The organism is Agathobaculum hominis (assembly GCF_014288055.1).
Lineage (GTDB): Bacteria > Bacillota > Clostridia > Oscillospirales > Butyricicoccaceae > Agathobaculum > Agathobaculum hominis.
The window spans coordinates 42,324-68,625 of sequence record NZ_JACOPK010000003.1 but is presented as its reverse complement, the minus strand read 5'-3'; the positions used below and the strand labels follow the sequence as shown (position 1 = coordinate 68,625).

General features: G+C 57.7%; 22 protein-coding genes and 2 riboswitches. Of the genes, 7 read left to right on the top strand and 15 right to left on the bottom strand.

Annotated features, from left to right (window positions below; genetic code table 11):
* Positions 1-689: 689 nt before the first annotated feature.
* Positions 690-2,045 carry an MATE family efflux transporter gene (locus tag H8S02_RS03820; protein WP_243166409.1) on the top strand — a complete coding sequence of 452 codons (1,356 nt, stop codon included), beginning with the start codon at positions 690-692 and terminating at the stop codon, positions 2,043-2,045.
* Between the two features lie 90 nt (positions 2,046-2,135).
* Here the strand turns inward: H8S02_RS03820 and H8S02_RS03815 are convergent, their stop codons facing one another.
* The 3 genes from H8S02_RS03815 to H8S02_RS03805 form a co-directional block, all read right to left on the bottom strand.
* The gene (locus H8S02_RS03815) at positions 2,136-3,149 is read right to left on the bottom strand and encodes an ATPase P (protein ID WP_186969375.1); all 1,014 of its coding nucleotides are present in this window, start codon (positions 3,147-3,149) and stop codon (positions 2,136-2,138) included.
* A gap of 81 nt (positions 3,150-3,230) precedes the next feature.
* Positions 3,231-4,736, bottom strand: coding sequence for a carbon starvation CstA family protein (locus H8S02_RS03810; protein WP_186969374.1), 1,506 nt, complete (start codon positions 4,734-4,736; stop codon positions 3,231-3,233).
* 312 nt (positions 4,737-5,048) lie between these two features.
* The gene (locus H8S02_RS03805) at positions 5,049-8,813 is read right to left on the bottom strand and encodes an S-layer homology domain-containing protein (protein WP_186969373.1); all 3,765 of its coding nucleotides are present in this window, start codon (positions 8,811-8,813) and stop codon (positions 5,049-5,051) included.
* Positions 8,814-8,859: 46 nt separating this feature from the next.
* Positions 8,860-8,948: riboswitch (cyclic di-GMP riboswitch) on the bottom strand.
* A 137-nt stretch (positions 8,949-9,085) separates the two neighbouring features.
* Positions 9,086-9,177, bottom strand: a riboswitch (cyclic di-GMP riboswitch).
* 329 nt (positions 9,178-9,506) lie between these two features.
* On the opposite strand from H8S02_RS03805, the gene H8S02_RS03800 reads away from it, so the two are divergent.
* From H8S02_RS03800 to H8S02_RS03790, 3 genes are read left to right on the top strand one after another with little or no spacing between them, the layout of a single operon-like run.
* The gene (locus tag H8S02_RS03800) at positions 9,507-9,632 is read left to right on the top strand and encodes a CD1871A family CXXC motif-containing protein (RefSeq protein WP_456236873.1); all 126 of its coding nucleotides are present in this window, start codon (positions 9,507-9,509) and stop codon (positions 9,630-9,632) included.
* Positions 9,625-10,503 (top strand): 4Fe-4S binding protein, encoded by an 879-nt coding sequence (locus H8S02_RS03795; protein ID WP_186969371.1) that lies wholly within the window; start codon positions 9,625-9,627, stop codon positions 10,501-10,503. The genes H8S02_RS03800 and H8S02_RS03795 overlap by 8 nt, the downstream gene beginning before the upstream one ends.
* Complete coding sequence (locus tag H8S02_RS03790) at positions 10,504-11,346, top strand: TlpA disulfide reductase family protein (protein WP_186969370.1); 843 nt, start codon at positions 10,504-10,506, stop codon at positions 11,344-11,346. It begins immediately after the preceding gene.
* Positions 11,347-11,645: 299 nt separating this feature from the next.
* On the opposite strand, the gene H8S02_RS03785 is transcribed toward H8S02_RS03790, so the two are convergent.
* From H8S02_RS03785 to H8S02_RS03750, 8 genes are read right to left on the bottom strand one after another with little or no spacing between them, the layout of a single operon-like run.
* Entirely contained in the window at positions 11,646-12,044 is a 399-nt protein-coding gene (locus H8S02_RS03785) for a F0F1 ATP synthase subunit epsilon (protein WP_118686003.1), read from the bottom strand.
* A complete protein-coding gene (atpD, locus tag H8S02_RS03780) occupies positions 12,044-13,441 on the bottom strand; it encodes a F0F1 ATP synthase subunit beta (protein WP_186969369.1) in 1,398 nt (465 codons plus the stop codon). Before atpD ends, H8S02_RS03785 begins: the two co-directional genes overlap by 1 nt.
* Before the next feature lie 17 nt (positions 13,442-13,458).
* On the bottom strand, positions 13,459-14,412 hold the full coding sequence (gene atpG, locus H8S02_RS03775; protein WP_186969368.1) for an ATP synthase F1 subunit gamma: 954 nt from the start codon (positions 14,410-14,412) through the stop codon (positions 13,459-13,461).
* Positions 14,400-15,908: a F0F1 ATP synthase subunit alpha gene (atpA, locus tag H8S02_RS03770; RefSeq protein ID WP_186969367.1), complete on the bottom strand. Its 1,509-nt coding sequence runs from the start codon at positions 15,906-15,908 to the stop codon at positions 14,400-14,402. The genes atpG and atpA overlap by 13 nt, the downstream gene beginning before the upstream one ends.
* Before the next feature lie 13 nt (positions 15,909-15,921).
* Positions 15,922-16,428 (bottom strand): ATP synthase F1 subunit delta, encoded by a 507-nt coding sequence (gene atpH / locus H8S02_RS03765; RefSeq protein ID WP_186969366.1) that lies wholly within the window; start codon positions 16,426-16,428, stop codon positions 15,922-15,924.
* The gene (gene atpF / locus H8S02_RS03760; RefSeq protein WP_118723198.1) at positions 16,425-16,916 is read right to left on the bottom strand and encodes a F0F1 ATP synthase subunit B; all 492 of its coding nucleotides are present in this window, start codon (positions 16,914-16,916) and stop codon (positions 16,425-16,427) included. Before atpF ends, atpH begins: the two co-directional genes overlap by 4 nt.
* Positions 16,917-16,931: 15 nt before the next feature.
* On the bottom strand, positions 16,932-17,147 hold the full coding sequence (atpE, locus tag H8S02_RS03755; protein ID WP_118686009.1) for an ATP synthase F0 subunit C: 216 nt from the start codon (positions 17,145-17,147) through the stop codon (positions 16,932-16,934).
* Positions 17,148-17,179: 32 nt separating this feature from the next.
* Positions 17,180-17,866 carry a F0F1 ATP synthase subunit A gene (locus H8S02_RS03750; protein WP_186969365.1) on the bottom strand — a complete coding sequence of 229 codons (687 nt, stop codon included), beginning with the start codon at positions 17,864-17,866 and terminating at the stop codon, positions 17,180-17,182.
* A 190-nt stretch (positions 17,867-18,056) separates the two neighbouring features.
* Between H8S02_RS03750 and H8S02_RS03745 the strand changes: the two genes are divergently transcribed.
* Together H8S02_RS03745 and H8S02_RS03740 are read left to right on the top strand one after the other, a co-directional pair.
* Positions 18,057-19,682 (top strand): ATP-binding protein, encoded by a 1,626-nt coding sequence (locus tag H8S02_RS03745; RefSeq protein WP_186969364.1) that lies wholly within the window; start codon positions 18,057-18,059, stop codon positions 19,680-19,682.
* A gap of 16 nt (positions 19,683-19,698) precedes the next feature.
* A complete protein-coding gene (locus tag H8S02_RS03740) occupies positions 19,699-20,373 on the top strand; it encodes a response regulator (protein WP_186969363.1) in 675 nt (224 codons plus the stop codon).
* 397 nt (positions 20,374-20,770) lie between these two features.
* Here H8S02_RS03740 and H8S02_RS03735 read toward each other — a convergent pair whose 3' ends face one another.
* From H8S02_RS03735 to H8S02_RS03720, 4 genes are all read right to left on the bottom strand, one after another.
* On the bottom strand, positions 20,771-21,463 hold the full coding sequence (locus H8S02_RS03735; protein ID WP_118686013.1) for an MgtC/SapB family protein: 693 nt from the start codon (positions 21,461-21,463) through the stop codon (positions 20,771-20,773).
* A gap of 13 nt (positions 21,464-21,476) precedes the next feature.
* Positions 21,477-22,202 carry an MgtC/SapB family protein gene (locus H8S02_RS03730; protein ID WP_186969362.1) on the bottom strand — a complete coding sequence of 242 codons (726 nt, stop codon included), beginning with the start codon at positions 22,200-22,202 and terminating at the stop codon, positions 21,477-21,479.
* 89 nt (positions 22,203-22,291) lie between these two features.
* On the bottom strand, positions 22,292-23,326 hold the full coding sequence (locus H8S02_RS03725; RefSeq protein ID WP_186969361.1) for an endonuclease/exonuclease/phosphatase family protein: 1,035 nt from the start codon (positions 23,324-23,326) through the stop codon (positions 22,292-22,294).
* 156 nt (positions 23,327-23,482) lie between these two features.
* Positions 23,483-24,892, bottom strand: coding sequence for an MFS transporter (locus H8S02_RS03720; RefSeq protein WP_117488152.1), 1,410 nt, complete (start codon positions 24,890-24,892; stop codon positions 23,483-23,485).
* Between the two features lie 286 nt (positions 24,893-25,178).
* On the opposite strand from H8S02_RS03720, the gene H8S02_RS03715 reads away from it, so the two are divergent.
* Positions 25,179-26,039 (top strand): MurR/RpiR family transcriptional regulator, encoded by an 861-nt coding sequence (locus H8S02_RS03715; protein WP_118686017.1) that lies wholly within the window; start codon positions 25,179-25,181, stop codon positions 26,037-26,039.
* The last annotated feature ends 263 nt before the right edge of the window (positions 26,040-26,302 follow it).

Below are 26,302 nucleotides of genomic sequence, written 5' to 3'. Positions count from 1 at the left end.
GGCGGTCAGACCCTCTTTTCCTTTCCCGCAGTCTGCGGCAGGAAGGAGGTGGCGCGTGTGCAGAAAAAGGCTTTTCAGCTTTTCGTATGTACAGTAATTCTGCTGTACATTTTCTGTATAAAAGCGCATTGACCGCTCGGGTCGACTCCGAACGGTCAATGACTTAAAATTGACTAAACTAAGGGTCTGACTGCTGTAACAGCGTCCCTTTTCTTCTTATATTATATCCATGCGCCCCGGCTTTGTCAAGCAGCGGAGCCAGGACCGTTAAATTGACACAATCCGACAGTGCATGCTATAATACAGGCGGACGCTGTTACTTTTGGCGGTCAGACCCTCTTTTCCTTTCCCGCAGTCTGCGGCAGGAAGGAGGTGGCGCGTGTGCAGAAAAAGGCTTTTCAGCTTTTCGTATGTACAGTAATTCTGCTGTACATTTTCTGTATAAAAGCGCGATGACCGCTCGTCTGACACACGAACGGTCATCATAAATAAATTTTGATGACTTGAGGGTCTGACTGCTGTAACAGCGTCCCTTTTCTTCTTATATTATATCCATGCGCCCCGGCTTTGTCAAGCGGCAGAGCCGGGTGCTTTTTCATACATGAAAACCGCAGAAATACCGCCTTGCGCATCCCCTCCGCGCATGGTAAGATAGTTCTGGTAAACCGCACAAGGGAGACGCACGAATCATGGCAAAAACCGCAAAACACAGAGAAATGGACATGCTGCACGGCGGTCTGGCCGGCAGGCTCATCCTTTTTGCCCTGCCGCTGGCCTTCAGCAGCATTTTACAGCAGCTTTTCAACTCCGCAGACGTCGCGGTCGTCGGCCGCTTCGCAGGCGATGCCGCGCTTGCGGCAGTGGGCAGCTGCGTCGCGCTCGTCGGCATTTTCGTCAATCTGATCGTCGGTCTGTCGGTCGGTCCGAACGCCGTGCTCGCGCTGCTCATCGGGCAGAACAGCCGCGACGAGATCAACCGCACGCTTCACACCGTGCTCACGTTCGGCGCGGCGCTCGGCGCGGGACTGATGCTCGTCGGGTGGCTGTCGGCCAGACCCATCCTCGTGCTCTCCGGCACGCCGGAAAGCGTGCTGAACGAGGCGCTGCTTTACATATTCATCTATTTTCTGAGCATTCCGTTCATGGTCGTGTACAATTTCGGCGCGGCCGTACTGCGCAGCTACGGCGACAGCCGCCGTCCCATGTACTATCTGCTGCTCTCCGGCACGGTCAACGTGGTGCTCAATCTGTTCCTTGTCATCGTGATGCAGCTCGGCGTCGCCGGCGTCGCGATCGCAACGGTCATCTCCAACGTGCTCAGCGCGGTCATGGTCATCACGCACCTCATCCGCCGCGACGACGATTTCGCGTTCCGCTTCCGCCGCATGCGCATCGAGAAGGAACCGCTCCTGCGTATTTTGCAGATCGGCATCCCGGCAGGCATTCAGGGCGCGATCTTCTCTGTTTCCAACGTGTTCATCCAGAGCGGCATCAACTCGTTCGGCGAAAACGCCATCGCAGGCTCATCGCTCGCACTCAACTTCGAATATTTTACCTACGACATCGCGAATGCCTTCGCGCAGGCTGCTGTCACCTTCACCAGTCAGAATTTCGGCGCGGGCGACATCAGACGATGCAAAAGGATCTTCCGTCTCTGCCTGCTGTTCGGTATCGTGTTCACCGAAATCCTGAGCGCGGTTTTCATGGTCTGGGACGATTTCTTCGTCAGCATCTACACCTCGAGCAGCGCGGTCGCCGTGTTCGCGGTCAGCCGTATGCGGCATGTCTGCTCGCTCGAGGGGTTGACCGCCACCTACGAGGTCGAAAGCGCCTCTCTGCGCGGCATGGGCCGCTCGCTCGAGCCTGCCGTTTTCACCATCCTCGGCACGGTCGTGTTCCGCCTGATCTGGATGGCGACCGTGTTCCGCCTCTTCCCGACCTATGAAATGCTGATGAACGTCTACCCTGCCTCGTGGATCTTCACCGGCGCGGCGCTCCTGATCGTATATGTGCGGCAGATGCGCCGGACGGCGCGAAGCATGTAAACCGCGTCTGTTTATGCGTCCGGGACCCAATAACAGAAAAAATCCCATGCCAGTCTGAACTGTGAACTGCGGCATGGGATTTTATTCTGTTTACTGATACTCTGCGTTGAGGAAAAGCGGCTTGATGGCGACGACCTCATCATATTCCTCCTGCGAGACCTCGACGTCGGCATTCAGCGCCCTGAGGTCGTCCTTCACGACATCGAGCGCCTGCGCGGTGGTCACAGCGCGGCCGTCCATGACAGCGCGCTTCATGCGGCGCAGCACGACCGGATGCGCATAGCGCGCCGGAAGCGGAAAGTCCAGATACGCCGAAACATATTCCTGCATTTTCTGCTGCGCCTGCTCATCGTTCCGCATGATCGAGGTGCGGTTGTTGCGCGCAGTGGGGAGCACGCTGAAGCCGGCGAAGGTGAAGATCGCCGCAAGGCCGAACAGCGTGAAGTAGATCGCGAACGAACCGTGGCGCACAAAGGAAACGATGCCGTAGGCGAGAGCCGCGAAGCCGAGCAGAGTGATCGCCATGGCGGCCCAGCGGTAGCTGCCGTGCGTGCACTGGAAATTGCGGCGGCGTTTTGCGGCCGCGCTCAGCTGCTCGGTCAACTCGGGGCGGCGCTCCAGATAGTCGAGCGCCTGATCGAGCGTGCGCACGGTCTTCTCTGCCTGCGCGCTCATCGGCGGACGGTTGCGCTCCTCCTCCTCACGGCGCGCCTTCTGCTCTGCAAGGCGCTGCTCCGCCGCCGCGCTCACGCACGGAATGGAGGGATATTCGGCGCGGATGACGTTCAGAAAATCATCGACCTGCTGTTCGTATTTGAAATTGCATACTTTCTGCTGCCCGCCGTCGAACTCAACGACCAGATAGGACAGCGTCGCGAAAATGCCCTTGCCGGAAAAACCGCCCCTGCTCATCGCGACGCGCTTGTACACGCGCGTTACCATGGAGAGCGGGACATAATAGCGCCGGTCGATGAAAAAGCTGTTCAAATAGAGCGCGCGTCTGCCGATGCCGCACGGGCCGATCTTCCGGCAGCTTTTTTTATCCTCGGCGAGCGCCGCGTCATCTATGCGCCCGGAACCGAGCGGATAAGGTTTGAACATCATTTTCCGTCACCTCAATTACTTCTGCGGATGATTGCAGCCGGTCGAACAGAACGAACGGCCGGCTGCATCTTATTCTATCATTTATGCGTTTTTCTTCGTGCCGTGCTTTTTGGTCGCGCGAATGAACACAGCGAGCAGGATTGCTGCGAATACAATGCCGATGGGGTACGCTACGGCGGTATTGTAGATCACAGCGCCGTCTGCCGTCTTGCCGTTCAGCAGACCGCCGAGGCACTCCGGTGCGAGAATGAAGTAGGTGCAGGAGACCGCACTCATGAAGGTCGCCGGAACGGCAGCGATCCAGAAATTCTTCTTCTCGGTGAACAGGAACATAGCTGCTGCCCACAGAACGATCATCGCGAGCGTCTGGTTGGTCCAGCTGAAGTAGCGCCAGATGACCGTGTAGTCGATCAGGCCGGTCGCGTTGCCGATGCCGAGGATCGCACCGATACCGAGAACCGGTACGCACAGCTTCAGGCGGTTTGCGTAGGTACCCTGGTCGATATGGAACCAGTCGGACAGCGTCAGGCGAGCGGAACGGAAAGCGGTATCGCCGGAAGTGATCGGGCAGACAACAACGCCGATCATCGCGAGCGCGATGCCAACGCCGCCCATGGTCTTGGAGCATACGTCGTAGATCGCTGCGGACTGACCGCCTGCAAGCGCCTCTGCCAGACCGGTGTTGAGACCGCCGGTAACTTCATACAGTGCGCAGCCTGCCGCCGCCCAGATCAGAGCGATGATGCCTTCTGCTACCATTGCGCCGTAGAATACGAAGTGGCCCTGCTTCTCGTTCTTCATGCAGCGCGCCATCAGCGGAGACTGCGTGGAATGGAAGCCGGAAATTGCGCCGCACGCGACCGTGATGAACATGAAGCTCCAGATCGGCGTGCCGGACGGATGCATATTGTACATATGCGTCCAGATCTCCGGGATGGTGTAAGCCGGGTTGGTGAAGATACCGATGATAACGCCGACCGCCATGATGATCAGGCACATGCCGAACAGCGGATAGACCTTGCCGATGATCTTGTCGATCGAAATAAAGGTTGCGATGAAGTAGTACGCCAGAATAACGATCAGCCAGAACAGCGTGGTCGAGAGAACGCCGGAAACACCGTTGTTCTTGCACAGCGTAACGATCAGGCCGGCCGGGCCGACTGCGAATACCGTGCCGACCATGATCAGCAGGATGACCGAGAACACGCGCATAACGTTCTGCATCGCGTGGCCGAGGTATTTGCCGGTGACCTCCGCGATGGACGCGCCGTCGTTTCGCTCACTGATCATGCCGGAGAAATAGTCGTGTACGCCGCCGGCAAAGATGGTGCCGAAGGTGATCCACAGAAATACGACCGGGCCCCAGAGCGCGCCCTGAAGTGCGCCGAAGATCGGGCCGAGGCCGGCAATGTTCAGCAGCTGAACCAGAAAGAGCTTCCACTGCGGCATAACGACGTAGTCCACGCCGTCATTGATGCGTACCGCCGGAGTCTCGCGGTCATCCGGGCCGAAGGTTTTGTCTACGATCTTACCATAAGTAAAATAGCCGGCGATCAACAGCAGTAAACACAGAATAAAGCTGATCATAATATCTCCTCCTTAAAACCGGCTGCGAAAGTGATGCTTCCGCATGAAAATTACCGAAAAGATTTTTCCCTTCCCCTCTTTCGGTAATTCCTATTATGAACCTGTGAAAATAAAATACAAGGGCAATATGTCATAATTTTAACAGTGTATTTTGGGCGAATTTTCTAACTATGAAAAAGCATTATAGTGCTTATGAATTTTCCGTATATTACACCGCATTTTCCTCTCTGCGTCTCCGGAAAAGCAACGCCTGTCACGGTGCATCCGGGCAAAAAACATCCCCCGGCGAAAGCCGGGGGATGCAGTGAAAATTTACTTTTCCAGTTCGGTCCAGTCGCGGGTCTCGCGAAGCTCGGTCCACTTCTCGAACTTGTTCTCCTTGGTCTTGTAATAGTGGCTGTTGGTGGCCTCCTGTACCGCCAGATAGAACCACTGAGAAGCATCGGAATTATCCGGCCACTTGATCATGCTGTCGAGCAGATCGCTGCTGTTCTCGGGCAGACGGTTGAGTACGCGGTTGACAAGCGTCATCGCCTCTGCGCGGGTGATATACTGGTTCGGACGGAACGTACCATCCGGATAGCCGTTGATCCAGCCCTTGTTTGCGGCGATACCGATCTCATTCTTTGCCCAATGAGATGCGATATCCGTGAACTTCGAGGACGTATCCGTGTTCTTATCGTCGAAGCGAGCGGCGATTGCGGCAAATTCCGCACGGGTGATCGGCGCATTCGGCGCGAACGTGCCATCGTTATGGCCCTTCACAATGCCCATCGAGGACAGCGTGGAGACAGCATGGTTAAACCACTGACCGCGCGTCACATCGGACAGGCTGTTGGACTGGGTGGAATTTGCGGTGCGGACTTTCTCGGTCAGCAGACGGAAGAAGATGGTTGCCACTTCTGCGCGGGTGATGTTGCCGTTCGGCTCAACGTTGCCGTTCGGGTAGCCGACGATGTACGCATAGTGATCGTCACCGTTCAGACCGGTCGGTACATCATCCGGAATGGTAACGGTAGGTCTGCGGTGGTGGCCGCCACCGCCGCCGCCGGAGGAGGATTTTTTCACGGTATAGGACACCGAAGGCTTCGGGAAGTCCAGAGGATTGAGCGGCGCACCGGCGCTGTTGATGGCGTTCAGAACGGCGCGCTTATTGGTGAACAGTGCCTTGTCGGCAGGAACATTCTTTTCGCCCTTCAGATCCTCCGTGCCGTAGGTACCGGGATCGGTTTCGGGCTTGGTCAGCTTGACGGTATAGGTCAGCTGAACCGGTGCAAAATTGGAAACATTTTCGTTGATGGTCCAGACGAAGCCATCCGCATCCGGAGCGTACAGCACCTTGAAACGGCAGTTGGTTTCGCTCAGATCTTCGGCATTATCTCCGAAATAGGTCATGTTGCCGTTTGCCTTGGATTTCAGCTCCGTGCCGCCGACAGTCAGCTTCAGCGAGCCGGGAACAAAATCGAACGCATCGCCCATCTGGTCCTCCACCGTGGAACCGGCGCTGACTGCGTAGAGGATGTCGTTCTGGATCTTGCCGAAGTCTACCGTTTGGCCATTGGCCAGGTAGCGCATAAAATCCGGACCCCAAAGATAGTCGGTCGGGCGTCCGTTAACAACTGCGTAGCAGTTGTATCCCGCCGCCTGTGCTTCCTGATAAACCTGATAGGTCAAATACAGAGCCTTATCAATGGAGTTCGCATAATTCTTAGAAGAATCATCCTCGGGAGTACATTCTGTTGCTGTTCCACCGTAAGGATATTCATATTTCGTGCCCTGAGCCTCAACCTGTTTACCAATCTCGGTCATCCGTGCAGACCAGCTAGCAGGAGGATTATTGCTGCCATATTTAGATTTCCAGTTGTCGGGGCCAGCCCAGTGTTTCCAGGCATCAGCAAAAAAACTCCATGCGGTAACAGTAGGCTCCGCATTATACATATAGGTAATACCATCACTTACGAAAATCAGGTATTTCCGATTTGCGGCAACTTCGGTATCCTCGTCCAGCAGCTGCTTGCCCGCAAGAAGTCCGGCGTGGGTGTTTGTTCCGCTTTCAATCGTTTGCTTGATTGCGTTTTCAATGGTCTCGTAACCGGTTGCAAGATCCGTAAGCGGAGCGGTCTTGTTTGCCTGTTTATTGAAGATTACAACGCCGACCTTGACCTTTGCTTTCGTGCTTGCCGCCTTCTCCTTCAGCGCAGCGAGCATACCCAGCGCCTGGTCTTCCAATTCCGTACTCGTGGACTTATCCAGTACAAATACCACATCGGAGGCCAACTTTTCCTCTGCACTCGGCAGAGACAGCGTCACATTGGAGGTCCAGGTGTTCGTATCCAGCGCCGTTGCGGTCTTGGATCGGGAAACGTTCCACTCAATGGGGTCGGTGTCCTCGGTGCCGCCGGAGGATTTTTTCGTAGCCGCCTTGAGCGAAACAGCGTGCGAATCGTTTTCTACCGGGACGTATTCGTCAGCCGTTTCCTCCGTCCAGCGACCGATCTCCTCATAGCCGCCCTTACCGTCCTGAGCCGCAGCATTCCACTTAAACCAGCCATCATGATACCAGCCGGTAATCTCTGCCTTGTTGGAGGACAGAATGCGGTCGCCGCTCATGTCCTTTGCGTTCGGGAGCGTAAAGGTCGAACCGTTGAACAGCAGGTCATCGCCTGCGGTCTTTGCGGTGTTATTGTACACTGCGCTGTTCTTTGCGATGTTGATGTTTGCATCATTATAGGCGTAAATTGCGCCGCCCATGCCTGTCGCTGCATTATCGTGCATCACAGCACCGGACTGAAGATCCACATTGATAACCGCCGAGCCATCCTTGTAAGTGAAAATACCTGCGCCGCCTGCGGCCTTGTTGCCACTGACAGAGCTGTTTTCCGCCGTAACGCTAAGGGTGTTAGCCAGTGCATCTGCGTAGATGCCGCCGCCATAGCCGGTTGCCGTATTTTTGTCGATTGCCGTGCCGTTCAGCAGGCGAATGTCCGTATTGCAGACAGCAGTACACAGAGCAAAGATACCTGCGCCGCTCTGTGCCTTGTTTTCAGAAATCGAAACGTCGTCAAGTTCGATTGTTCCGGCACTGTAAGCTACGATTGCGCCGCCCTGCGATGCACCGTTGTTATTCAACAGTTTAGAATTGCGGAGAGTCAGATTAGAGGTTGTGCCGACATACATACCGCCGCCGATACCGTTTTCAAGGTCGAGAACCTTATTGCCGGAGATTGTGGAATCGGTGATAAGGTGGTTGTGCTCGCCGGAACAGCCTTCTTCTGCTTCGTTCGGCGTATCGCCAAAATAGATACCTGCACCGTATTTTGCGGTATTATTCTCAAAAAAGGACTTTGCAGCGTTCAGCACAGAATGTCTCAGAAGCATGCCACCGCCGCAGTCCGGAGCAGTATTCCCCTCAACATGGCAGCCGTCCATGGTCAGAGAACCGTATCTAACCAAAATACCGCCGCCGTCGCTGCTGTTTCCCGTAACTCTGTTTTCGGACACGGTAACATTCTGCATGGATACATCTGCGTGCGACGCATAGATACCGCCGCCGCCGACTTCGCCATTGCCGTTGCCGCCGACTGTTTCATTACCCGTTATGGTCAAATCTTCGAGCTGAACGCCTGCACTGTCGATTGCGAAGCCGCCGCCATTCTGCGGATTTCTGCCGCCGGTAACCGTACCATTTTTCACGGTAACCTGCGGTTTATCACCGGAAATGGTCACAACGGCCGCATTCGCATCACCCGACAGCGTACGCCCGCCGAGGTCGAGCGTCAGAGACTTGTTAATCTTGATATTTTCCGTAACATCACGGAGCATGACGATGGTGACATCGCTGTTTGCAGCATAAATGTTTGCAGCAGCAAGCGCACCGGCAAGAGTCGAATACTTGTTCTCACCGATCTTTGCAACGCATGTCTGCTCAGTGCCGCCGCCCTCGGTGGACTGACTCTGCCCCGGATTTGTCGTATCCGGCGTATTTTCATCCGCTAACGCGAACGGAGACATTGCCAGCAGCATGGACGCCGCCAGTATGCTGGCTAATAATCGCTTGTTCTTTCCTGTTTTCATCATGAAAATCCCTCCTTCAGTAGCAATAGACTACTATGAAGAAGCTGCATCAGGAAACCGGCTGCCATGCGGAAAAGTCTTCCGTTTAGGCCCCTGGCTTTGCGAAACCGGCTTTCACCGATCGTGCCCTTGTCTGCACAACTTACTCCTTAATGAGTAGCACAGATGATTGAGTTTTTCCTGGAACCGTTTTGGACAGTACAGAGACGATTCAGCTTCCAAATAAAATCCCCCCTTACAGTGCGCACGGCTCTGCAAGGAGGGTACAAAGTATCGTTGGCAGCCGGCTGCCATGCGGAGGACAAGCTCCGTTTAGGCCCATCTGGCTTTGCGGCACCGGCTTTCACCGGCTGTGCCTTTATCTGTACCTGCACCCGTTCCCGGGAGTCATGCACAGATTTTCAGTTGATGTCTGCTGTTTAAGACGATATGCGAAGGGCGCATACCGAACTTCGCTGCACGGACGGACAAAAAGTCCCGCGTCAGCGCTGCCTAATCTTTCCTATATAAAGTGTACCCCATTGCAGGCAGCTTTGTCAACCGTTTTCCTATAAAAGAAGAAAACTCCCGCAGCGCAGACGGCAATGACTAAAGTTTACAAAAATTTTGTTTTTTCTCCTTTCAATCTCCTTTTAGATGGTATATACTTTTCCCATCACAGGAAAGGATAGAGAAACTATGTTACACAGCAAAACAATGACGCAGGTCCTTCTGCTGCTGCTCGGCGGCGCGATGGTCCTGTTCGGCGTCTGGCGTGGTGAGGCCGGCGTCGTGTTATCCAAGGCGATACGCCTGTGCATGGAGTGCGTCGGCATTGGGTAAAAGACCGCTCCCCCTGCTCGTCCGCCTGCGCGGCGCGATACAGGCCGCCGCCGCCCTGCTCACCAACATCCACCTGCCGAATTTCCTTTCCGGCAGGCTGTATCAGGGCAACGGCAAGCGGGTCTGTGTGCCCGGACTGAACTGCTATTCCTGCCCGGGCGCGGCGGGCGCGTGCCCCATCGGCGCGTTTCAGGCAGTCGTCGGCTCGTCCGGCTTCCGCTTCTGCTATTACATCACCGGCCTGCTGATCCTGCTGGGCGTGCTGCTCGGACGGTTCATCTGCGGCTTTCTCTGCCCGTTCGGCTGGCTTCAGGAGCTGCTGCACCATATCCCCTCCCCGAAGCTGTCCTCCGAACGGCTGAAGCCGCTGCGGTATCTCAAGTACGCCGTGCTGCTCGTGATGGTAGTGCTGCTGCCGACCGTTCTGGTGAACGAACTCGGCATGGGCGACCCGATCTTCTGCAAATACCTGTGTCCGCAGGGAATCCTCGAGGGCGCGATCCCGCTCGCCCTGGTGAACACCGGCATTCGCTCGGCGCTCGGCGCACTGTTCACCTGGAAGGCGGCTGTGCTGGCCGCCGTGATCCTTCTCAGCGTGCTGTTCTGGCGGCCGTTCTGCAAATGGCTGTGCCCGCTGGGCGCGTTTTACGCGCTGTTCAACCGCGTTTCCCTGTTTCAGATGCAGGTAAACTCCCATCGCTGCGTTTCCTGCGGAAAATGCGCGAACGTCTGCCCGATGGATGTAGACATCACACAGAATGCAAACCACGCCGAGTGCATCCGCTGCGGCCGATGCATCAAGGCCTGCCCGACAGAGGCGATCTGCTACCGGTACGGCTTCGGCAACGAAAAAACAAAGGAGAACTCATAAATGAATATCAAACGTGCAACCGCCCTTGCCCTCAGCCTGAGCCTGCTGCTGGGCGCCGCTGCGTGCGGCAAGTCCGACTCTGAAGCTGCCGATACCGGCAGCAAGACCTCTGCGGAGCTGCTCGAGGAGGAAAACGCCATCCTCGACGCACATCAGGAGCTGTGGAATCAGGTTTTCGCCTCCATGGACAAATCCTCTCCCGCAACGGCGGAAAACTACGGCGATGTCCTGCTGAGCGCGCTGGAGAACTGCCGGGACAAGCTCTCCGACGGGGATTATCAGACGCTGAAAAGCGATGCTGAGAGCATCCGCTCGATCGAGGAGCAGATCGCGGCCCTGCCCGCCGACGACAGCGCCGGCCAGAGCGAAACGGCTGCGGCCAGTGCGTTCCCGGAGTTTACAGGCAAGGATCTCGACGGGAATGCGGTCGACAGCAGCCTGTTCGCGAACAACGCCTACACGGTCGTGAACTTCTGGTTCAGCGGCTGCAAGCCCTGTGTCGCTGAGCTGGGCGAGCTGGACAAGCTGAACCAGACCGCAAAGCAGCAGGGCGGCGAGGTGATCGGCATCAATACCGAAACGCTCGACGGCAACGCCGATGCCATCGCCACCGCAAAGGAGATCCTGCAAACCAAGGGCGCGACCTACCGCAACATCTATTTTGATTCCTCGAGCGACGCCGGTACGTTCGCCCTCGGCATCATGGCCTTCCCGACGACCTATGTGTTCGACCGGAACGGAAACGCAGTCGGCGAGCCGCTGCTCGGCGGCATCGACAACGCCGATAATCTGGCGCAGCTCCAGAAAAACATCGACGCCGCCCTCGCCGCCGATCAAAAATAAGACAGAGCACAGCTAGGGCAATACCGCATAATTGAACAAGAGCGATTTGCGAGCAAATTTTGCGTGCTGACGAGGCGCGGTTTTGCGGTAATACTTGATGTATTACCGTGAAATCGCAACAAAGTCAGGGCACAAAATTTCCGCAAAGCGCCGCAGCTTTAATTGTGCGGTGTTGCCCTAAAGGGGCTGACTCAGGTGATTTCATGCAATCATTCTGAGTCAGCCCCTGCTTTTTTATCGAAAAAGCGCCTGCTCCGATGTTCCATCTGATGACACCGGGGCAGGCGCTGGGAGAGAGGTCAGCGGGTCGCCTTGAGTCGTGCCATGGCACGAGCCAGCGCCGCCTTGGATAGATGATATTCACGAATACTCTGCTTCTGGCGCAGACGCTCCTCGGCGCGCTCGCGGGCGCGCTCGGCACGCTTGCGGTCGATCTCCTCGGGCCGCTCTGCGCTGGATACCAGCAGGATGACATAGTCCGGCATGATCTCGGCAAAGCCGTCGCTGACGACCACCTCGTGCCGGACGCCCTCGGCGTGAAACCGGACGGTGCCCGGACGAAGTGCGGTAACGACCGGTTCATGCCCCGGCTGCACGCCGTATTCACCGTCGAGCGCAGGCATGACCAGACTGTCTGCCGGGCCGGTATAAAACTGCCGATCCGGCGTGATGATCTCCAGATAGAAGGTGTTTTCCATCAAAGCGCCCCCATATCCTGCGCTTTCCGGCGAACCTCGTCCACTGTACCGACCATGGAGAAGGCAGCCTCCGGATACTGATCCAGTTCTCCGCCGAGCAGGGCTTCAAAGCCGCTGATCGTGTCCTCCAGGGTCACATAGCGGCCCTCAAGGCCGGTGAACTGCTCCGCTACCGAGAACGGCTGCGAGAAATACTGCTGCATCCGGCGGGCGCGATCGACGATGCGTCGGTCGTCCGCTCCCAGCTCCTCCATGCCGAGGATGGCGATGATGTCCTGAAGCTCACGATAGCGCTGCAAAAGCTCCTGCGCGCCGCGCGCGACCTTGTAATGCCGCTCGCCGACAATGTCCGGCTCCAGAATGCGCGAGGTGGAATCCAGCGGATCTACCGCCGGGTAGATGCCCTGCTCGACGATCTTGCGGGATAGCACGGTCTTTGCGTCCAGATGCGTGAAGGTCGTGGCCGGAGCCGGGTCGGTCAGGTCGTCCGCCGGGACATAGACCGCCTGAACCGACGTGATCGCGCCGTCCTTTGTGGAGGCGATACGCTCCTGCAGCGCGCCGACCTCATCGGCCAGCGTCGGCTGATAGCCGACCGCCGAGGGCATGCGGCCCATCAGCGCGGAGATCTCCGAGCCGGCCTGTACATAACGGAAGATATTATCGATAAACAGCAGCACGTTCTGCTTTTTCACATCGCGGAAGTATTCCGCCATGGTCAGACCAGTCAGCGCCACGCGCATACGTGCTCCGGGCGGCTCGTTCATCTGGCCGAACACCAGCGCGGTCTTGCTCAGCACGCCGGATTCCGCCATCTCGCGCCACAGATCGTTGCCCTCGCGGGTACGCTCGCCGACGCCGGTGAAGATCGAGTAGCCGCCGTGCTCGGTGGCGATATTGTGGATCAGCTCCTGAATCAGGACGGTCTTTCCGACACCCGCGCCGCCGAACAGGCCGATCTTGCCGCCTCTGGCATACGGCGCGAGCAGGTCGATAACCTTGATGCCGGTTTCGAGGATCTCGGTCGTCGGGTTCTGCTGGGCAAACGCCGGCGGAGCGCGGTGGATCGACCACTTTTCCTGCGCCTCGACCGTTCCCTTTTCGTCGATGGCCTGCCCCAGCACATTGAACATTCGTCCCAGCGTCGCTTCACCGACCGGCGCTTCGATGGTGCGGCCGGTGGACAGCACCTCGTCGCCGCGGCCGATTCCTTCACTCGGGGAGAGCATAATGCAGCGCACCGTGTCACCGCCGATATGCTGTGCGACCTCCATCATGCGCACCTGCCCGTCCGGTGCAACAGACAGAGCCTCGTTGATCTCCGGCAGACTGCCGCCCTCAAAGGCAACATCTACGACCGGGCCGGTCACCTGCACTACGGTACCTTTGCGTTTCATAGTTTTTTCCTCACTTTCTATGCGCGGCTGCCGTCCGCCAGAAAACGGACGGTTCGCGTCGGAATCGAACGGCGCGGCTGCGGCGTCTCTGTCGCGCTGCCCTGCGTGCCGCCGACGATCTCGGTGATCTCCTGCGTGATAGCGGACTGCCGTGCGCGGTTGTAGCGCAGCGAAAGCGATTTGAGCATATCACGCGCGTTGTCCGTCGCGGCATCCATAGCCGTCATGCGGGCATTCTGCTCGGCACAGAACGACTCGACCAGTGCGCCGAACAGCTCGCCCTTGATGCAGCCCGGCACCAGATGCTCGAGCACCCGATCAGCCGATGGCACATACTGCACCGTCTGATGATACAGGCCGTTCTCGCCCGGACGCGGCTCCCACGGGAACGCATCGATGTCCAGCGGGAGCAGCTTCTGCACGCGCGGCTCGAGCCGCATGGGCGTTACCATTTCGGTGTAAACAACGTACACGTCGTCCAGCTGTCCTTCGCGGAACAGACGGATGAAAATATCTGCAATATCACGGGCGCGGGCGATCGTCGGGTCCTGCACCGTGAACATGAACTCGCCGTCCACGCGGATGTCGCGCTCGGCAAAGTAGGCGCGTCCCATCTGACCGATCAGGAACAGCGTGGGGTCGTCCTCCTGCGCCAGCTGCTCCTCGGCCAGCCGGAGCACATTGTGGTTGTACGCGCCGGCCAGTCCCTTGTCGCCCGTGATAACGATGTAGCCGGCTTTGCGGCGCTTGACCTCGGGACGCTTGTCGAAATAAATATGCTCGATCTCGGGAGAATGGTGCAGAATATCCGCGATTGTAGAGCTGATCTTGAGAAAATACGGCTGTACATTGTTCAGCTGCTGCCTTGCCTTGCGCATCTTGGAGGACGAGATCAGATACATCGCGTTCGTGATCTTGAGCGTCTGCTGCACGCTGTCAATACGGGTTCGGATCTCCTTTATGCCTGCCATGCTGCGCTCACCTGTTCTTTATAGGTCTCGAGTGCCTCCCGGATCTGCTCGGCGGCCGTTCCGGTCAGGGTGCCGGTGGACTGGATCTCGGTCAGCAGCGCATCCGGCAGGCTGTCCGCGAAGTCCTGCACAAAGCCGCGCACGCGGTCGAGCGGTACATCGCGGAGCAGGCCGTTGGTGGCCGCATACAGAATGACCGCCTGCCGCCATACCGGCATCGGATGACACAGCGGCTGCTTGAGTATCTCCATCAGCCGTTTGCCGTGCTCGAGCGTCTGCTGGGTGTCCCTGTCCAGATCCGAGCTGAACTGGGTGAATACCTCCAGCTCGCGGAAGCGGGCAAGATCGATGCGCAGCGTACCGGCGGTCTTTTTGATGGCCTTGGTCTGAGCGGCGCCGCCGACGCGGGATACCGACAGACCGACGTTGATCGCCGGGCGCTGACCGGCGAAGAACAGGTCGTTTTCCAGATAGATCTGACCGTCGGTGATGGAAATGACGTTGGTCGGGATATAGGCGGAGACATCGCCCGCGAGCGTTTCGATGATCGGCAGGGCGGTCATCGAGCCGCCGCCGTACTCCGGCGTCAGCCGGCACGCGCGCTCGAGCAGGCGGGAATGCAGATAAAATACGTCGCCCGGATATGCCTCGCGGCCGGGAGAGCGGCGCAGCAGCAGCGACAGCGTGCGGTAGGCGACTGCGTGCTTGGACAGATCGTCGTAGACGATGAGCACATCGCGTCCCTTGCTCATGAAATACTCACCGATCGCCGCGCCGGCATACGGCGCGATATACTGCTGCGGCGCACCGTCCGCCGCAGTGGCGGAAACGATGATGCTGTAATCAAGCGCGCCGTATTTCTCCAGCGTGCCGCGCAGACGCGCGACCGTGGACGCCTTCTGACCGATGGCCACATAGATGCAGATCATGTCCTGTCCCTTCTGGTTCAGGATGGTGTCGATGGCGATGGAGGTCTTGCCGGTCTGGCGGTCGCCGATGATCAGCTCGCGCTGACCGCGTCCGATCGGCACCATCGCGTCGATGGCAAGGATGCCGGTCTGCATAGGCTGGTTGACCGGCTCGCGCGATACCACGCCCGAGGCCTCGCGTTCGATCGGGCGGCGCTCGGTCGTTTCGATCGGGCCGAGCCCGTCGATCGGCTCGCCGAGGGCGTTGACCGTGCGTCCGATCAGCGCCTCACCGACCGGAACGTCAGCCGCGCGTCCGGTGCGCGAAACGGTCGAGCCTTCATGCAGGCCGTCCTCGCTGCCGAGCAGCACCACGCCCGCGCTGTCGCGCTTGAGGTCGAGCACGATGCCGCGCACGCCGGTGTCGAACTGCACCAGTTCGCCGTAGACCGCGCGGTTCAGTCCGTATACGGTGGCGATGCCGTCGCCGACCTCGATGACCGTACCGGTCTCGTCACAGCGCGTTCGGTTGTCATACTGTTCGATCTCCTCGCGGAGAATGGATAAAATCTCGTCTGAATGGTTCAATGGTTTTCACCCCTTACAGGTCATGCGCCAGTGCGCGAAGCTGTCCGCGCACGCTTTTATCGTATGTTACGCCGTCGATCTCGGCGGTAAAGCCGCCGAGCAGCGTTTCGTCCGTCACGATCTCGAACGTAACCGCGCGGTAGCCGTGCCGTGCGCACAGCAGGCGGGCCAGTGCGCCGAGCGACTGCTCCTCCGGCTCACGGGCGCTGCGGAATACGCACAGACCCTCGCCGTTTTCGCGCAGCTCGAGCAGACGGAACTGCCGGACGATCTCGGGCAGGAGCGCAAAGCGGTTTTTGTCCGCCAGCAGCAGATAGAAATGCCGCAGCTCTCCCCGCGCGTCAAAAGCGGGCAGACGGGCCAGCACGGCCTTTTTCTCCCGTGCCGACACGGCGGGCGAGCACAGGGCGTCCCACAGCTCCGCACAGCCGGTCAGGCAGTCGGCGGTGCGCCGCAGCTCGCTCAGCGTGCACCCGGCATGGCGCAGCGCCCCGGCATACTGTACGGCGGTCGAATTCATCGTGCAGCCTCCGTTTCTTCGCGCAGGAAATCGTCGATCATGGCGCGGTCAGTGTCGCTGTCGAGCGTCTGCCGGGATACCTTTGCGGTGGTCAGCAGAACGAGAGCCGCGAGCTCCTTTTTCGCCTCGCGGAGCATCTGCGCCCGCTCGGATTCACGGCGCTGCGCCGACTGCTCCTCCAGACGCTGCACGGCAGTGCGGGCCTCCGCGACCAGGCGGTCGTATTCCTGCTGACCGCGTGCGCGGGCGTCCTCTATGATCTGCGCGGCCTCCGCCTTCGCAGAGGCGAGCTGCGCCGCATGCGCGGTCTGCTGCTGCTCGGCCTCGGCCAGACGCCTGTCCGCCTGATCGAGCGTGTCCGATACCTCCTGTGCGCGGTCGTCCAGCATTCTGGTGATCGGCCCGAACAGGAACTTCTTCATCAGCACGAACAGGATCAGCAGGTCAACAAACACCCAGATGATCTGTGCATTTAGATTGAGGATCATTCGATCTCACCCCGATCAATTCATGAAGATGAGCAGGATAGCGATCAGGAAGCCGTAGATGGCGGTTGCCTCAGCCAGCGCACAGCCGAGGATCAGGTTCTTGCTGATCTGGCCCGAGGCCTCCGGCTGACGTGCGATGGCCTCCGAGGATTTCGCGGTCGCGTAGCCGATACCGAGACCGGCGCCGATGCCGGTCAGAACTGCGATAGCTGCACCAATTGCAATACTCATTTTTTGTAGTCCTTTCTCAAATAAAACAGTGGTTACTCAAGCGATTCCGACAGGAAAAGCGTTGTCAGGAAGACGAATACGACTGCCTGTATCATGCCGTCGAACACATCGAAATACAGGCTCAGCGGGATGGGCACAACGACCGGAACGACCATCTTGACCAGCTCCATGATGACGAAGCCGGCGAAGATGTTGCCGAACAATCGCATGCAGAGCGACAGCGGCCGGATGCCGATCTCCATGATGTTGAGCGGCGTGACGACCGCGACCGGCTCGCTGAACTTCTTCAGACCGCCGCGCAGACCGTGGAAGCGGAACTGCGCGCCGTAGATCAGCAGGGCGCTCATGATCGCCAGACCGGCGGTCACGTTCAGGTCCTTGGTCGGCGGGGTAACGCCGAACAGCCCGGCCATGTTCGCCAGCGCGAGATACAGACCGACCGTGCCGAGATACGGCGCGAACGCACGCCAGTATTTGTCGCCCAGCGTGTCGCGGCAGAAGCCGTTGATGAAGCCCACCAGCATTTCGGCGGCCGCCTGCCGGCGTCCCGGCCGTTTTCGCAGCCCGTGCGTCAGCCAGACGGCGAGCAGGGTCAGCACCGCTATGATGACCCAGCTTACCACGGCGGATTCCGGTACCGGTATCCCGCCAAACAGCGGAATCTCGAACGCAATGTGGGTTTGCAGCTCGGCATTCAATTCCGCTTTGATTTCTCCCAAAGGGCATCACCTCGTTTGTTTTGCTTTGCGTTCCTATTGTAGAAATCCGACGGGTTCTGCGCAAGCTTACGAAAATAAAAAAAATAAACCCGCGCAATTTGACGGGTTTCATAAAATTTTCGAAAGGGATTTGATGAACTTTGACCAGCGTGCTATGATATAAAATAGCTTTTCCAAGGGGGGAATGAAATTGACAAATGCACACTCATCCGGCTCGCTGCACCGGCGTGTGCGCCGGATGCTGATCCAGTGCATCGCCATCGTGGTGCTGCTCTCGACCTCGGTCGGGCTCGGCATCGGCCTGTATCAGGATGTGTACGCACGCGATCAGCTGCTGTCCAACGCCGCGCAGATGGCGGCCGACGCGCCGCTCCTGACGGATACGATCCAGACCGATACCGCGCAGCAGTATCTCGAACGTACCGTCCGGCGCGTCGCCGCGGTGGATATGCTCGGCATATATGACGTGCAGGGCAAACCTTTGGTATTCTACGATCTCGCCGCCGGCGAAGGAGAGGCGTCCGTGCTGCCGACCCTGCGGGCCGATACGGTCCGCCGCCTGTACAGCGAGCAGATACCGCTGCTTTCCAGCGATGAGATGCCGGAGGGCGCCGACCGCTGCGCCTACGCCGTGGTGCGCGATGAAAACGGACAGGCGTTAGGCATCGTGATGGCGGGTCTGTATCTGCGCTCCTATCGCCGGACGGTGCTGCGCGTGCTGCTGTTCTACTGTCTGATCACTCTGCTCGCGCTCGGTGTCGGCAGTCTGCTCAGCGTGCGCTTCTCCAATCATATCAAGCAGGAGCTGCTCGGCTATGAGCCGGATGCGTTCCGTCAGCTGTTTTTGCAGCGCATGGATATCCTCGACGCGCTCGACGAGGGTCTGCTGGCCATTGATTCGCACAGCACGATCACCTATATCAACCGTGCGGCGGCGGACATCCTCAGCATCCGCACGAGTGATGCGCTCGGACAGCCGCTCAGGGCGATCTATCCGCGTTCGACCATCGCGCGCGTCATGCAGACCGGAAAAAGCGAGTACAACATCAGTCTGGAATCCATCAAGCATGTTTCGGTCATATCCGACCGCATGCCGCTCTGGCGCGACGGGGAGATCGAAGGCGCGATCGCTATTTTCCGCAACCGCACCGAGGTCACAAGGCTGGCGCAGGATCTGACCGGCGTACAGCATATCGTGGAGGCGCTGCGGGCGTATACGCACGAGTTCACCAACAAGCTGCATGTCATTCTCGGTCTGCTCCAGCTCGGGGAAAACAGGCAGGCCGAGGAATACGTTCTGCGTCTGACGAAGACGCGCGCACACTCGATCAGCTATATCTCCGAGCGCATTCAGGAGCCGTCGGTCGCGGCTCTCCTGATCGGCAAGTCATACCGCGCCGCCGAGCTAGGCATCCGGTTCGCCCTCGACCCGGCCAGCGAGCTGCGCGGGGACGGACAGTACCTGCCGGCCAGCAGCCTGATCACCATTCTCGGCAATCTGACGGAAAATGCGTTCGACGCCCTGCGCAGCGCACCGGAGAATGCGCAGAAGGAAGTGACCGTCAGCATCCGCGAGGGCGAGCACGGCATGCTCCTCAGCGTGGATGACAGCGGCGCAGGCATGGCAGCGCCGCAGCTCGACCGTATTTTTGAGCGCGGCTTCTCGACCAAGGGCGAGGGACGCGGCACGGGACTTTCGCTCGTCAAGGAGACCGTAGACGCCTTCGGCGGCACGATCCGCGTGGAGTCCGAGCCGGGCATCGGCAGCTCATTCATCATCACGTTTTCCGACGCGGAAAGCCGCGCACAGACCTAAGGAGGAACGATCTGCAATGTATACAGTGGTCATTATTGAAGATGATCCGATGATCACGCGGCTGAACCGCCGTTATGTGGAGCAGGACAGCCGTTTTGCCGTCGTACAGACCTTTTCGGCGGCGCATCCGGCTCTGTTCTGGCTTCAGCGCAATCCGATCGACCTGATCATCCTGGACGTTTACATGCCGCAGATGAGCGGCACCGAGCTGCTGATGCAGCTCCGCGCAAAGGGCGTGGACGCAGATGTGATCATGGTAACGTCTGCAAACGATGCCAAAACAGTCAATGACGCGGTGCGGCTGGGCGCCGTGGATTATCTGGTCAAGCCCTTTGCCTATGAGCGGTTTCAGCAGGCGCTCGAGGTGTTCTGCCGCCGCCGGGAAAGCGTGCAGCGCGACAGCTTCAGTCAGGATGCGCTCGATCACACGCTGTTCCGGCAAACGGCGCCGGCGCCGTCTGCTGCTCCCCCGAAGGGTCTGCAAAGCCAGACTCTTGCGCGGATCGAGGCCTATCTGCGCGCCGCGCCGGACGAGCGGCACACGAGCGATGAAATCGCCTCGCACGTCGGGCTGTCGGTCGTAACCGTGCGCCGGTACATGAATTATCTGACCGACCGGCAGATCATCGGCAGCGAAATGGACTACCGCACCGGCGGCCGGCCGTGTCTGGTGTATTTTCTGCGGCAGTAAGCGGGCGGTCTGCACAGATTTTCTGGCTGGTCTGCTCGGCATACCACTCGTTGAAGCAGCACCTTGATGGGACAGCGCTTCCATTTTCAGTTTGTACGCAAAGGCTTTCTCAGACGGAAGGATATTCTCTCGCACAGGAACTGCATTTCCTCGTTGTCCTGCACCTTGTACGGGTTGTCCTCGAATGGGCGGATATTCGCGATGGGAATGGTTGTAACAAAATTTAAGACTCGGCGCGAGCCGACAACGCAGCTATAGGGCTTCACCGGGACGAATACAACGTGATGCATCTTGCGCGACGGCACATCGGGTAAAAACGAAAGAAAGCAGCAATGCAGCCTCCAAATACGAGGCGCATCACCGCTTTGGTTTTCTGTTTTTTGAAATTCGGTGTAGTTTACAGCTCTTCCACCGACACAATTCCCTCACGCCTGCCGACAAGTGTCAGCAGCTTTTCTACGCCGCAGCTGCGCGGCAGGCGCAGCGTAAAGATAGCGCAGGCGTTATGCTCACCGTTTTCTGCCGAGCGCGTAATCTGGATGTTCAGCACTTTAATATTGCAGCTGCGGTAGAGCTGAAGCACATCATCCAGACAGTGCTTGCCCTCGTATTCCATATACAGATTGATCTCCGGCACATTTTCGAGCACGCGGTACTCGATACGCGAGAACACAAGCTCGGCGAGCATGATGAACACGGTCGCGAGAATGCCGCCCTCGTAGAAGCCGCCGCCAAAGGTGAGGCCGATGATGGCCGAGGTCCAGAGACCAGCCGCCGTGGTCAGACCCTTGACGCGCTGCCGCTTGGTAACGATGATGGTGCCCGCACCGATGAAGCCGATACCCGCAACAACTTGTGCACCGAGGCGCGCCATATCTGTAAAATAGTGCATATTCAGATACAGATACTGACTCGTCAGCGTGGTGATGGCCGCGCCGATGCAGATGAGGATGTGCGTGCGGAAGCCGGCCGGGCGGCGCTTGTACGAGCGCTCGATACCGATAATGCCGCCGCAGATGAGCGCGCAGGCCAGACGCACGAACACGGAAAGCGTCGTCACGTCGCGCAGGCCGTCAAAAACAGATAACATAGCAGTCCACTCCTTACAGCTCTTCGATCACGCAAAGGCAGTCCAACTCCGCCAGATCGGAGAGAAGCTGCGTGTGCGGTATTTTTTCATTGAGGCGGATCGAGAAGATCGCACTTGGGTGCAGCGCCTCGCCACTTTTGTTCCGCTCGATATCGATGTCGTAGATCTGCACGTTCTGCGATTTCAGCTGATTGATGATGGTACTGATGTCCCCGAGCGAATAGAACTCCATGTACAGATTGATGTCACGCGCGTTCTCCTGTATGTACGCATCCACAATTGGGAACAGGCGGATGCTGAGAAATATCATCGCGAATGCGATGAGCACGCACTCGTAAAATCCTGCGCCGACCGCAAGGCCGGTGCAGGCCGACGCCCACAGACCCGCGGCAGTGGTCAGGCCCTTGACCTGCTGGCGGCCGGTAACGAGAATGGTTCCTGCGCCCAGAAAGCCGATGCCGTTGATAACCTGTGCGCCGAAACGCGAAACGTCGGTTTTTATGCCGATCTCTGCGCAAATATCCGACCACGGCCCTGTCACCATGGTAAATTCGTACAGGCTGAGCAGCACGGTCAGCGCCGCGCCAAGACAGACGAGCATATAGGTGCGGAAACCGGCCGGACGGCGCTTGCGTCCGCGCTCCAGACCGATGCAGCCGCCGAGCAGCATCGCAAGGGCGAGCCGCACTACGACCGAGGCGAAATGAAATTCGCGCAGGTATTGTATCATTCCACTCATTTGATGTAGGTTCTCCTCACTCGATAAAAAGTGCACACGCTGCCAATATGTATGCAGCGTGTGCAGCTTTCTACAATAGATTTCAGTATTTACTTTACGAATCGACAGTCTGCCCAGCAGGCGTTGTGGTCGGACAGCTCGGGACCTGTGAACTTCGCCAGCGCGCTGCCCGGCTCGGCCCAGGTGCAGTCCTTCGTTTCAGTCGAAACCGTGCCGTGGTCGACGCATTCCATGCCGCGCGCCATCAGCCAGTCCAGCTTGAGCAGCATACTCTTGCCGCCCGGCATCGGCTTGCGGCGCGTGCCTTCGGTGCTGCTGAACTCGCGGTAGGAGAAGCCGTTCTCCTCTGCCTGCGGCAGGACGCGCTCGTACTTTTCGACCGCCGCCATGTGCTTGGCAAGGCGCTCCGGGTCGTTGAACAGCTTGGTGAAGCCCGGGATGTCGTTGCCGTCAAACGTATTGGTGTTCAGGTCGCCGCCGATCATGACCGGCGTGTCCGGCGCGAACGACTTTTTGATTTCATCATACACGACTGCCATCTGCGCTTCGCGGCCCTCGCTGTCCGCGCGGTTCTCCAGATGGACGCTGACCGCGCCGACTTCCCGGCCGCCGATGTCGAGCGAGCAGACAATGGCAACGCGCGCGCCGATGCGCTTCTGACGGTCATAGTACCAGTTGTACTGCTCGGGCATGTGAACGACCTTCGCCCAGCGGATCGGCCAGCGCGAGAACAGGGCGTTGCCGTGGAAACCCTTGTTGTCGTCCGGGTTGACCAGCTCGATGAACTCCAGACCGTAGGCATAGTTCATACCGATGGACTTGGCGATCTCATACGCCACGTTGCAGTTGCCCGAGCGGACCGCGCCGTCATCGAGCTCGTTCGCGTAGATGATGTCAATGTTCTTGAAGTCCGGACACATGTTGAGGAAGTCGATGGTCTCGTGCAGCGTCTGACCGCGTTCGATGTTGAACACGACATGGCGCAGCACCTCGGGCACCTCAGCCGGTGCCTCGACCAGATTGTGCACCTCGCACTGCTGGTACTGCGGAATTTTATCCATTACCTTGAACTGACCGAGCGTCGGTACCAGATTGCCGAGGGCGATACGGTTTTCATAGGACATAGTTTCCATTTGTTTGTTACACGCCTTTCAAGTTTGTTATGCGCCGGGATAGGGTCATGCGTAATAAGGGGGCAGCCGGCAGAATACATGACTCCGCCGGCTGTTGCCATATAAGGGAAGAAAAAGATGATTAATGAGTGTCAGAGTATGTCTGAGTTATGCGTTTGCAGCGGCCTTTTCTGCCTCAGCAGCCTCGCGCTGCTTCATCTCGGTAATAATGCGCGGATAGATCTTATCGAGCTTGTAGAAGATCAGCAGAACGCCGATGCCGCCCCAGGCAATGATGTTGCCGATGATGTAGATACCGATCAGCATCTGAGACTGTGCTGCGTTGATCGTCACGGTGCCGGCGAAACCTACGAGGCTCATCAGAGCGCCGAAGATTGCGCTGGTCATGCCGGAGCCGAACTTCTGGCCGGCGGTGGTAGCAGATACCATCAGGCCCTGTACACGGATGCCGCTCTTCCATGCGCCGTACTCGATAACGTCAGCGAGCATGGAGTACTTGACGCCGCGGAAGCAGCCCTTGCCGATGCCGCGCATGACGCAGGCAAACAGTGCAAGATTGAGGGCGCTCGGGTTGATGAACAGGGAGACCGTGCCGATAACGGCGACGATCGCACCGATCAGCGCTACGTTGCGCTTGCCGAACTTTGCGATGAACGGAGACAGAACAAGAACGGTAACGATCTGCGGAATGGACTCGAACGATGCGAGTGCACCGAGCAGGTCGCGGTTGCCGAGAATGTACTGTGCGTAGTATGCGTTGCAGGTGCCGGTAACTGCCTCATAGAAGGACAGGAACACAGCGAGCATGAAGAACATGATGAAGTACTTGTTGGTGACGCAGAGCTTGATGCCCATCCAGAGCGGAACGTTCTTGCCGTCCTTGGTCTTGGTCTCTTCCTTGACGCGCTCGTGGCAGTTCTTGAAGCAGATGAACAGCATGATGATGGAAACGATGGCGTAGAGGATGGAAACCTCAATCCATGCCTGCTGGGTGTCACCCAGACGGGTAACCAGCGGGAAGGTTACTGCGGTGATGACCATGTTGCCGAGGGCGGACATGCCGGTACGGAACAGGTTGACAACGGCGCGCTGGTCGGTGTCGCGGGTCATCAGCGTTGCCAGCGTTGCATACGGGAGGTTCAGTGCGGTGTAAACAACGGTGGTGCAGAAGTTATAAGTAATGAAAACGTAAATGCCCTTTACGATCGGCGTAGCAGGCGGAACGGTGAACAGCAGGATTGCTGCGATGCCGTACGGAATCATCATCCAGAGGATCCATGCACGGGACTTGCCGTGCTTGGAATGCGTGCGGTCAACCAGGTGACCGATCAGTACGTCGGAAATACCATCGAAGAAACGCGAGAACAGCATGATGGTACCGATCATTGCTGCGGAGATGCCGACTACGTTGGTGTAGAAGTAAATCAGCAGCGAGGTTGTCAGGGCGTAGACAACGTTACAGGCAACGTCGCCGAGGCCGTAGGAAAACTTTTCTTTGAGATGGATCTTCTCAAATTCCTTATCACCCGCGAAAGTCGGGTTGCTGGATTTGCCCATGGTTTTTGCTCAGTCCTTTTTTATTTTTCTTTTCTGCCAGTTGGAGCTGCACGGCCCGTTATCGAGCACTGAATGTGCTTTTTCGGGGAACCGCAGTTTGAGAAGTTGTCCGGACGTAATCTCTTGCTTCAGCTTTTACCCTTTCAATGGAACTCCAATCCATTGACCGTAATCAAGTATAGCACCACGCGGAATAAAATTCAATAATTCATGTTGTAAAAAGAATAATGTTCATTTTTGTACATTCTTCACAAACCGGAAGAATTGTGTTACAATGAAAACAAATATGACACAGATAAAAGGTGAGCGTATGGATAAAAACGTTTATGCTGCAATTCAGTCGCAATATGCGACTTTTTCCAAGGTTGGAAAGCGGATTGCCGACCATATCATAGCCGATCCGGTACATATTACCTCGATCAGCATTCAGCAGATGGCCGCCGAGCTGGGCATCGCAGAATCGAGTATTATTCGATTTTGCAAGATCCTCGGCTGCGCCGGGTTCAGCGAGATGAAGCTGCTGCTCGCGAAGTATTCGCCCAAATCGGTTCGAACAATATTCGAAGATTTGTCTGAAACCGATAGTATTCAGACCATTTCCGAGAGTGTGTTTGGCCGCAACATCGACACGCTCGAGCGTGCGCTCCAGCTGCTCGACTTCCAGAAGATCGAGCAGGCGGTCGATGTGCTCAGTCGCGCCGAAAACATCCTCATTCTCGGTGTCGGCGCATCCGGCACCATCGCAGAGGACTTCTACATCCGTCTGATGCGCATCGGTTTCCGTGCGGTGTCGCTGACCGACTCGCATCTGATGCAGATTCAAGCAAGCCTGTGTATGCCGAATACCGCCGTGATCGCGATCTCGCACACCGGCAAGACACGTGAGATCGTTTCCGCCGTCCGTACGGCGAAAGAGCACGGCGCGCAGACCATCGGCATCACCGGCTTCCCAGACACCCCGCTCAAAGCATCGAGCGACCTCTGTCTTGAGCTTTATTCGCCTGACCAGCTCTTTGTTTCGCCGCGTGTTGCACAGTTCTCGCTGATCGATTCGCTGTATGTCAGCCTTGCCATCCGCCAGAAAGACCGCGTTGTCCGCAATATCGAGCAAGTAAACGAGGCGCTCCGGCCGCTCCGCATGGAGTAAAAGACGAGAAAACACGGCTTTCGACAAACAAAAATGCAAATGTAACGCCGACGAATGAACACGGAACCTCTGAGATCCGTTGCAGCGATAGATAGCGCCGATGGCGCTGACCGTAGATGCCGATTGGTTCCAGCTCCGGTTCTTCATCACCGGCAACCAAATAATAATCTCCGACCAGTTCGTAAGTCCTGTGTGTTCGTCCGTTATGAATTTTTCCATTGTAACAACCTCCGCTTTGTTTTGTGATTCTATGATAGCGGAGA

Bases quoted from the DNA above. Each gene is read 5' to 3' on its own strand.
- H8S02_RS03730 (WP_186969362.1), bottom strand. From the start codon at position 22,202: ATGAGTGGAATGATACAATACCTGCGCGAATTTCATTTCGCCTCGGTC.
- H8S02_RS03720 (WP_117488152.1), bottom strand. From the start codon at position 24,892: ATGGGCAAATCCAGCAACCCGACTTTCGCGGGTGATAAGGAATTTGAG.
- H8S02_RS03790 (WP_186969370.1), top strand. From the start codon at position 10,504: ATGAATATCAAACGTGCAACCGCCCTTGCCCTCAGCCTGAGCCTGCTG.
- H8S02_RS03820 (WP_243166409.1), top strand. From the start codon at position 690: ATGGCAAAAACCGCAAAACACAGAGAAATGGACATGCTGCACGGCGGT.
- H8S02_RS03800 (WP_456236873.1), top strand. From the start codon at position 9,507: ATGACGCAGGTCCTTCTGCTGCTGCTCGGCGGCGCGATGGTCCTGTTC.
- atpG (WP_186969368.1), bottom strand. From the start codon at position 14,412: ATGGCAGGCATAAAGGAGATCCGAACCCGTATTGACAGCGTGCAGCAG.
- atpF (WP_118723198.1), bottom strand. From the start codon at position 16,916: ATGATCCTCAATCTAAATGCACAGATCATCTGGGTGTTTGTTGACCTG.
- H8S02_RS03725 (WP_186969361.1), bottom strand. From the start codon at position 23,326: ATGTCCTATGAAAACCGTATCGCCCTCGGCAATCTGGTACCGACGCTC.
- atpH (WP_186969366.1), bottom strand. From the start codon at position 16,428: ATGAATTCGACCGCCGTACAGTATGCCGGGGCGCTGCGCCATGCCGGG.
- H8S02_RS03715 (WP_118686017.1), top strand. From the start codon at position 25,179: ATGACACAGATAAAAGGTGAGCGTATGGATAAAAACGTTTATGCTGCA.
- H8S02_RS03810 (WP_186969374.1), bottom strand. From the start codon at position 4,736: ATGATCAGCTTTATTCTGTGTTTACTGCTGTTGATCGCCGGCTATTTT.
- H8S02_RS03735 (WP_118686013.1), bottom strand. From the start codon at position 21,463: ATGTTATCTGTTTTTGACGGCCTGCGCGACGTGACGACGCTTTCCGTG.
- atpD (WP_186969369.1), bottom strand. From the start codon at position 13,441: ATGAAACGCAAAGGTACCGTAGTGCAGGTGACCGGCCCGGTCGTAGAT.
- H8S02_RS03740 (WP_186969363.1), top strand. From the start codon at position 19,699: ATGTATACAGTGGTCATTATTGAAGATGATCCGATGATCACGCGGCTG.
- H8S02_RS03805 (WP_186969373.1), bottom strand. From the start codon at position 8,813: ATGATGAAAACAGGAAAGAACAAGCGATTATTAGCCAGCATACTGGCG.
- H8S02_RS03815 (WP_186969375.1), bottom strand. From the start codon at position 3,149: ATGATGTTCAAACCTTATCCGCTCGGTTCCGGGCGCATAGATGACGCG.
- atpE (WP_118686009.1), bottom strand. From the start codon at position 17,147: ATGAGTATTGCAATTGGTGCAGCTATCGCAGTTCTGACCGGCATCGGC.
- H8S02_RS03785 (WP_118686003.1), bottom strand. From the start codon at position 12,044: ATGGAAAACACCTTCTATCTGGAGATCATCACGCCGGATCGGCAGTTT.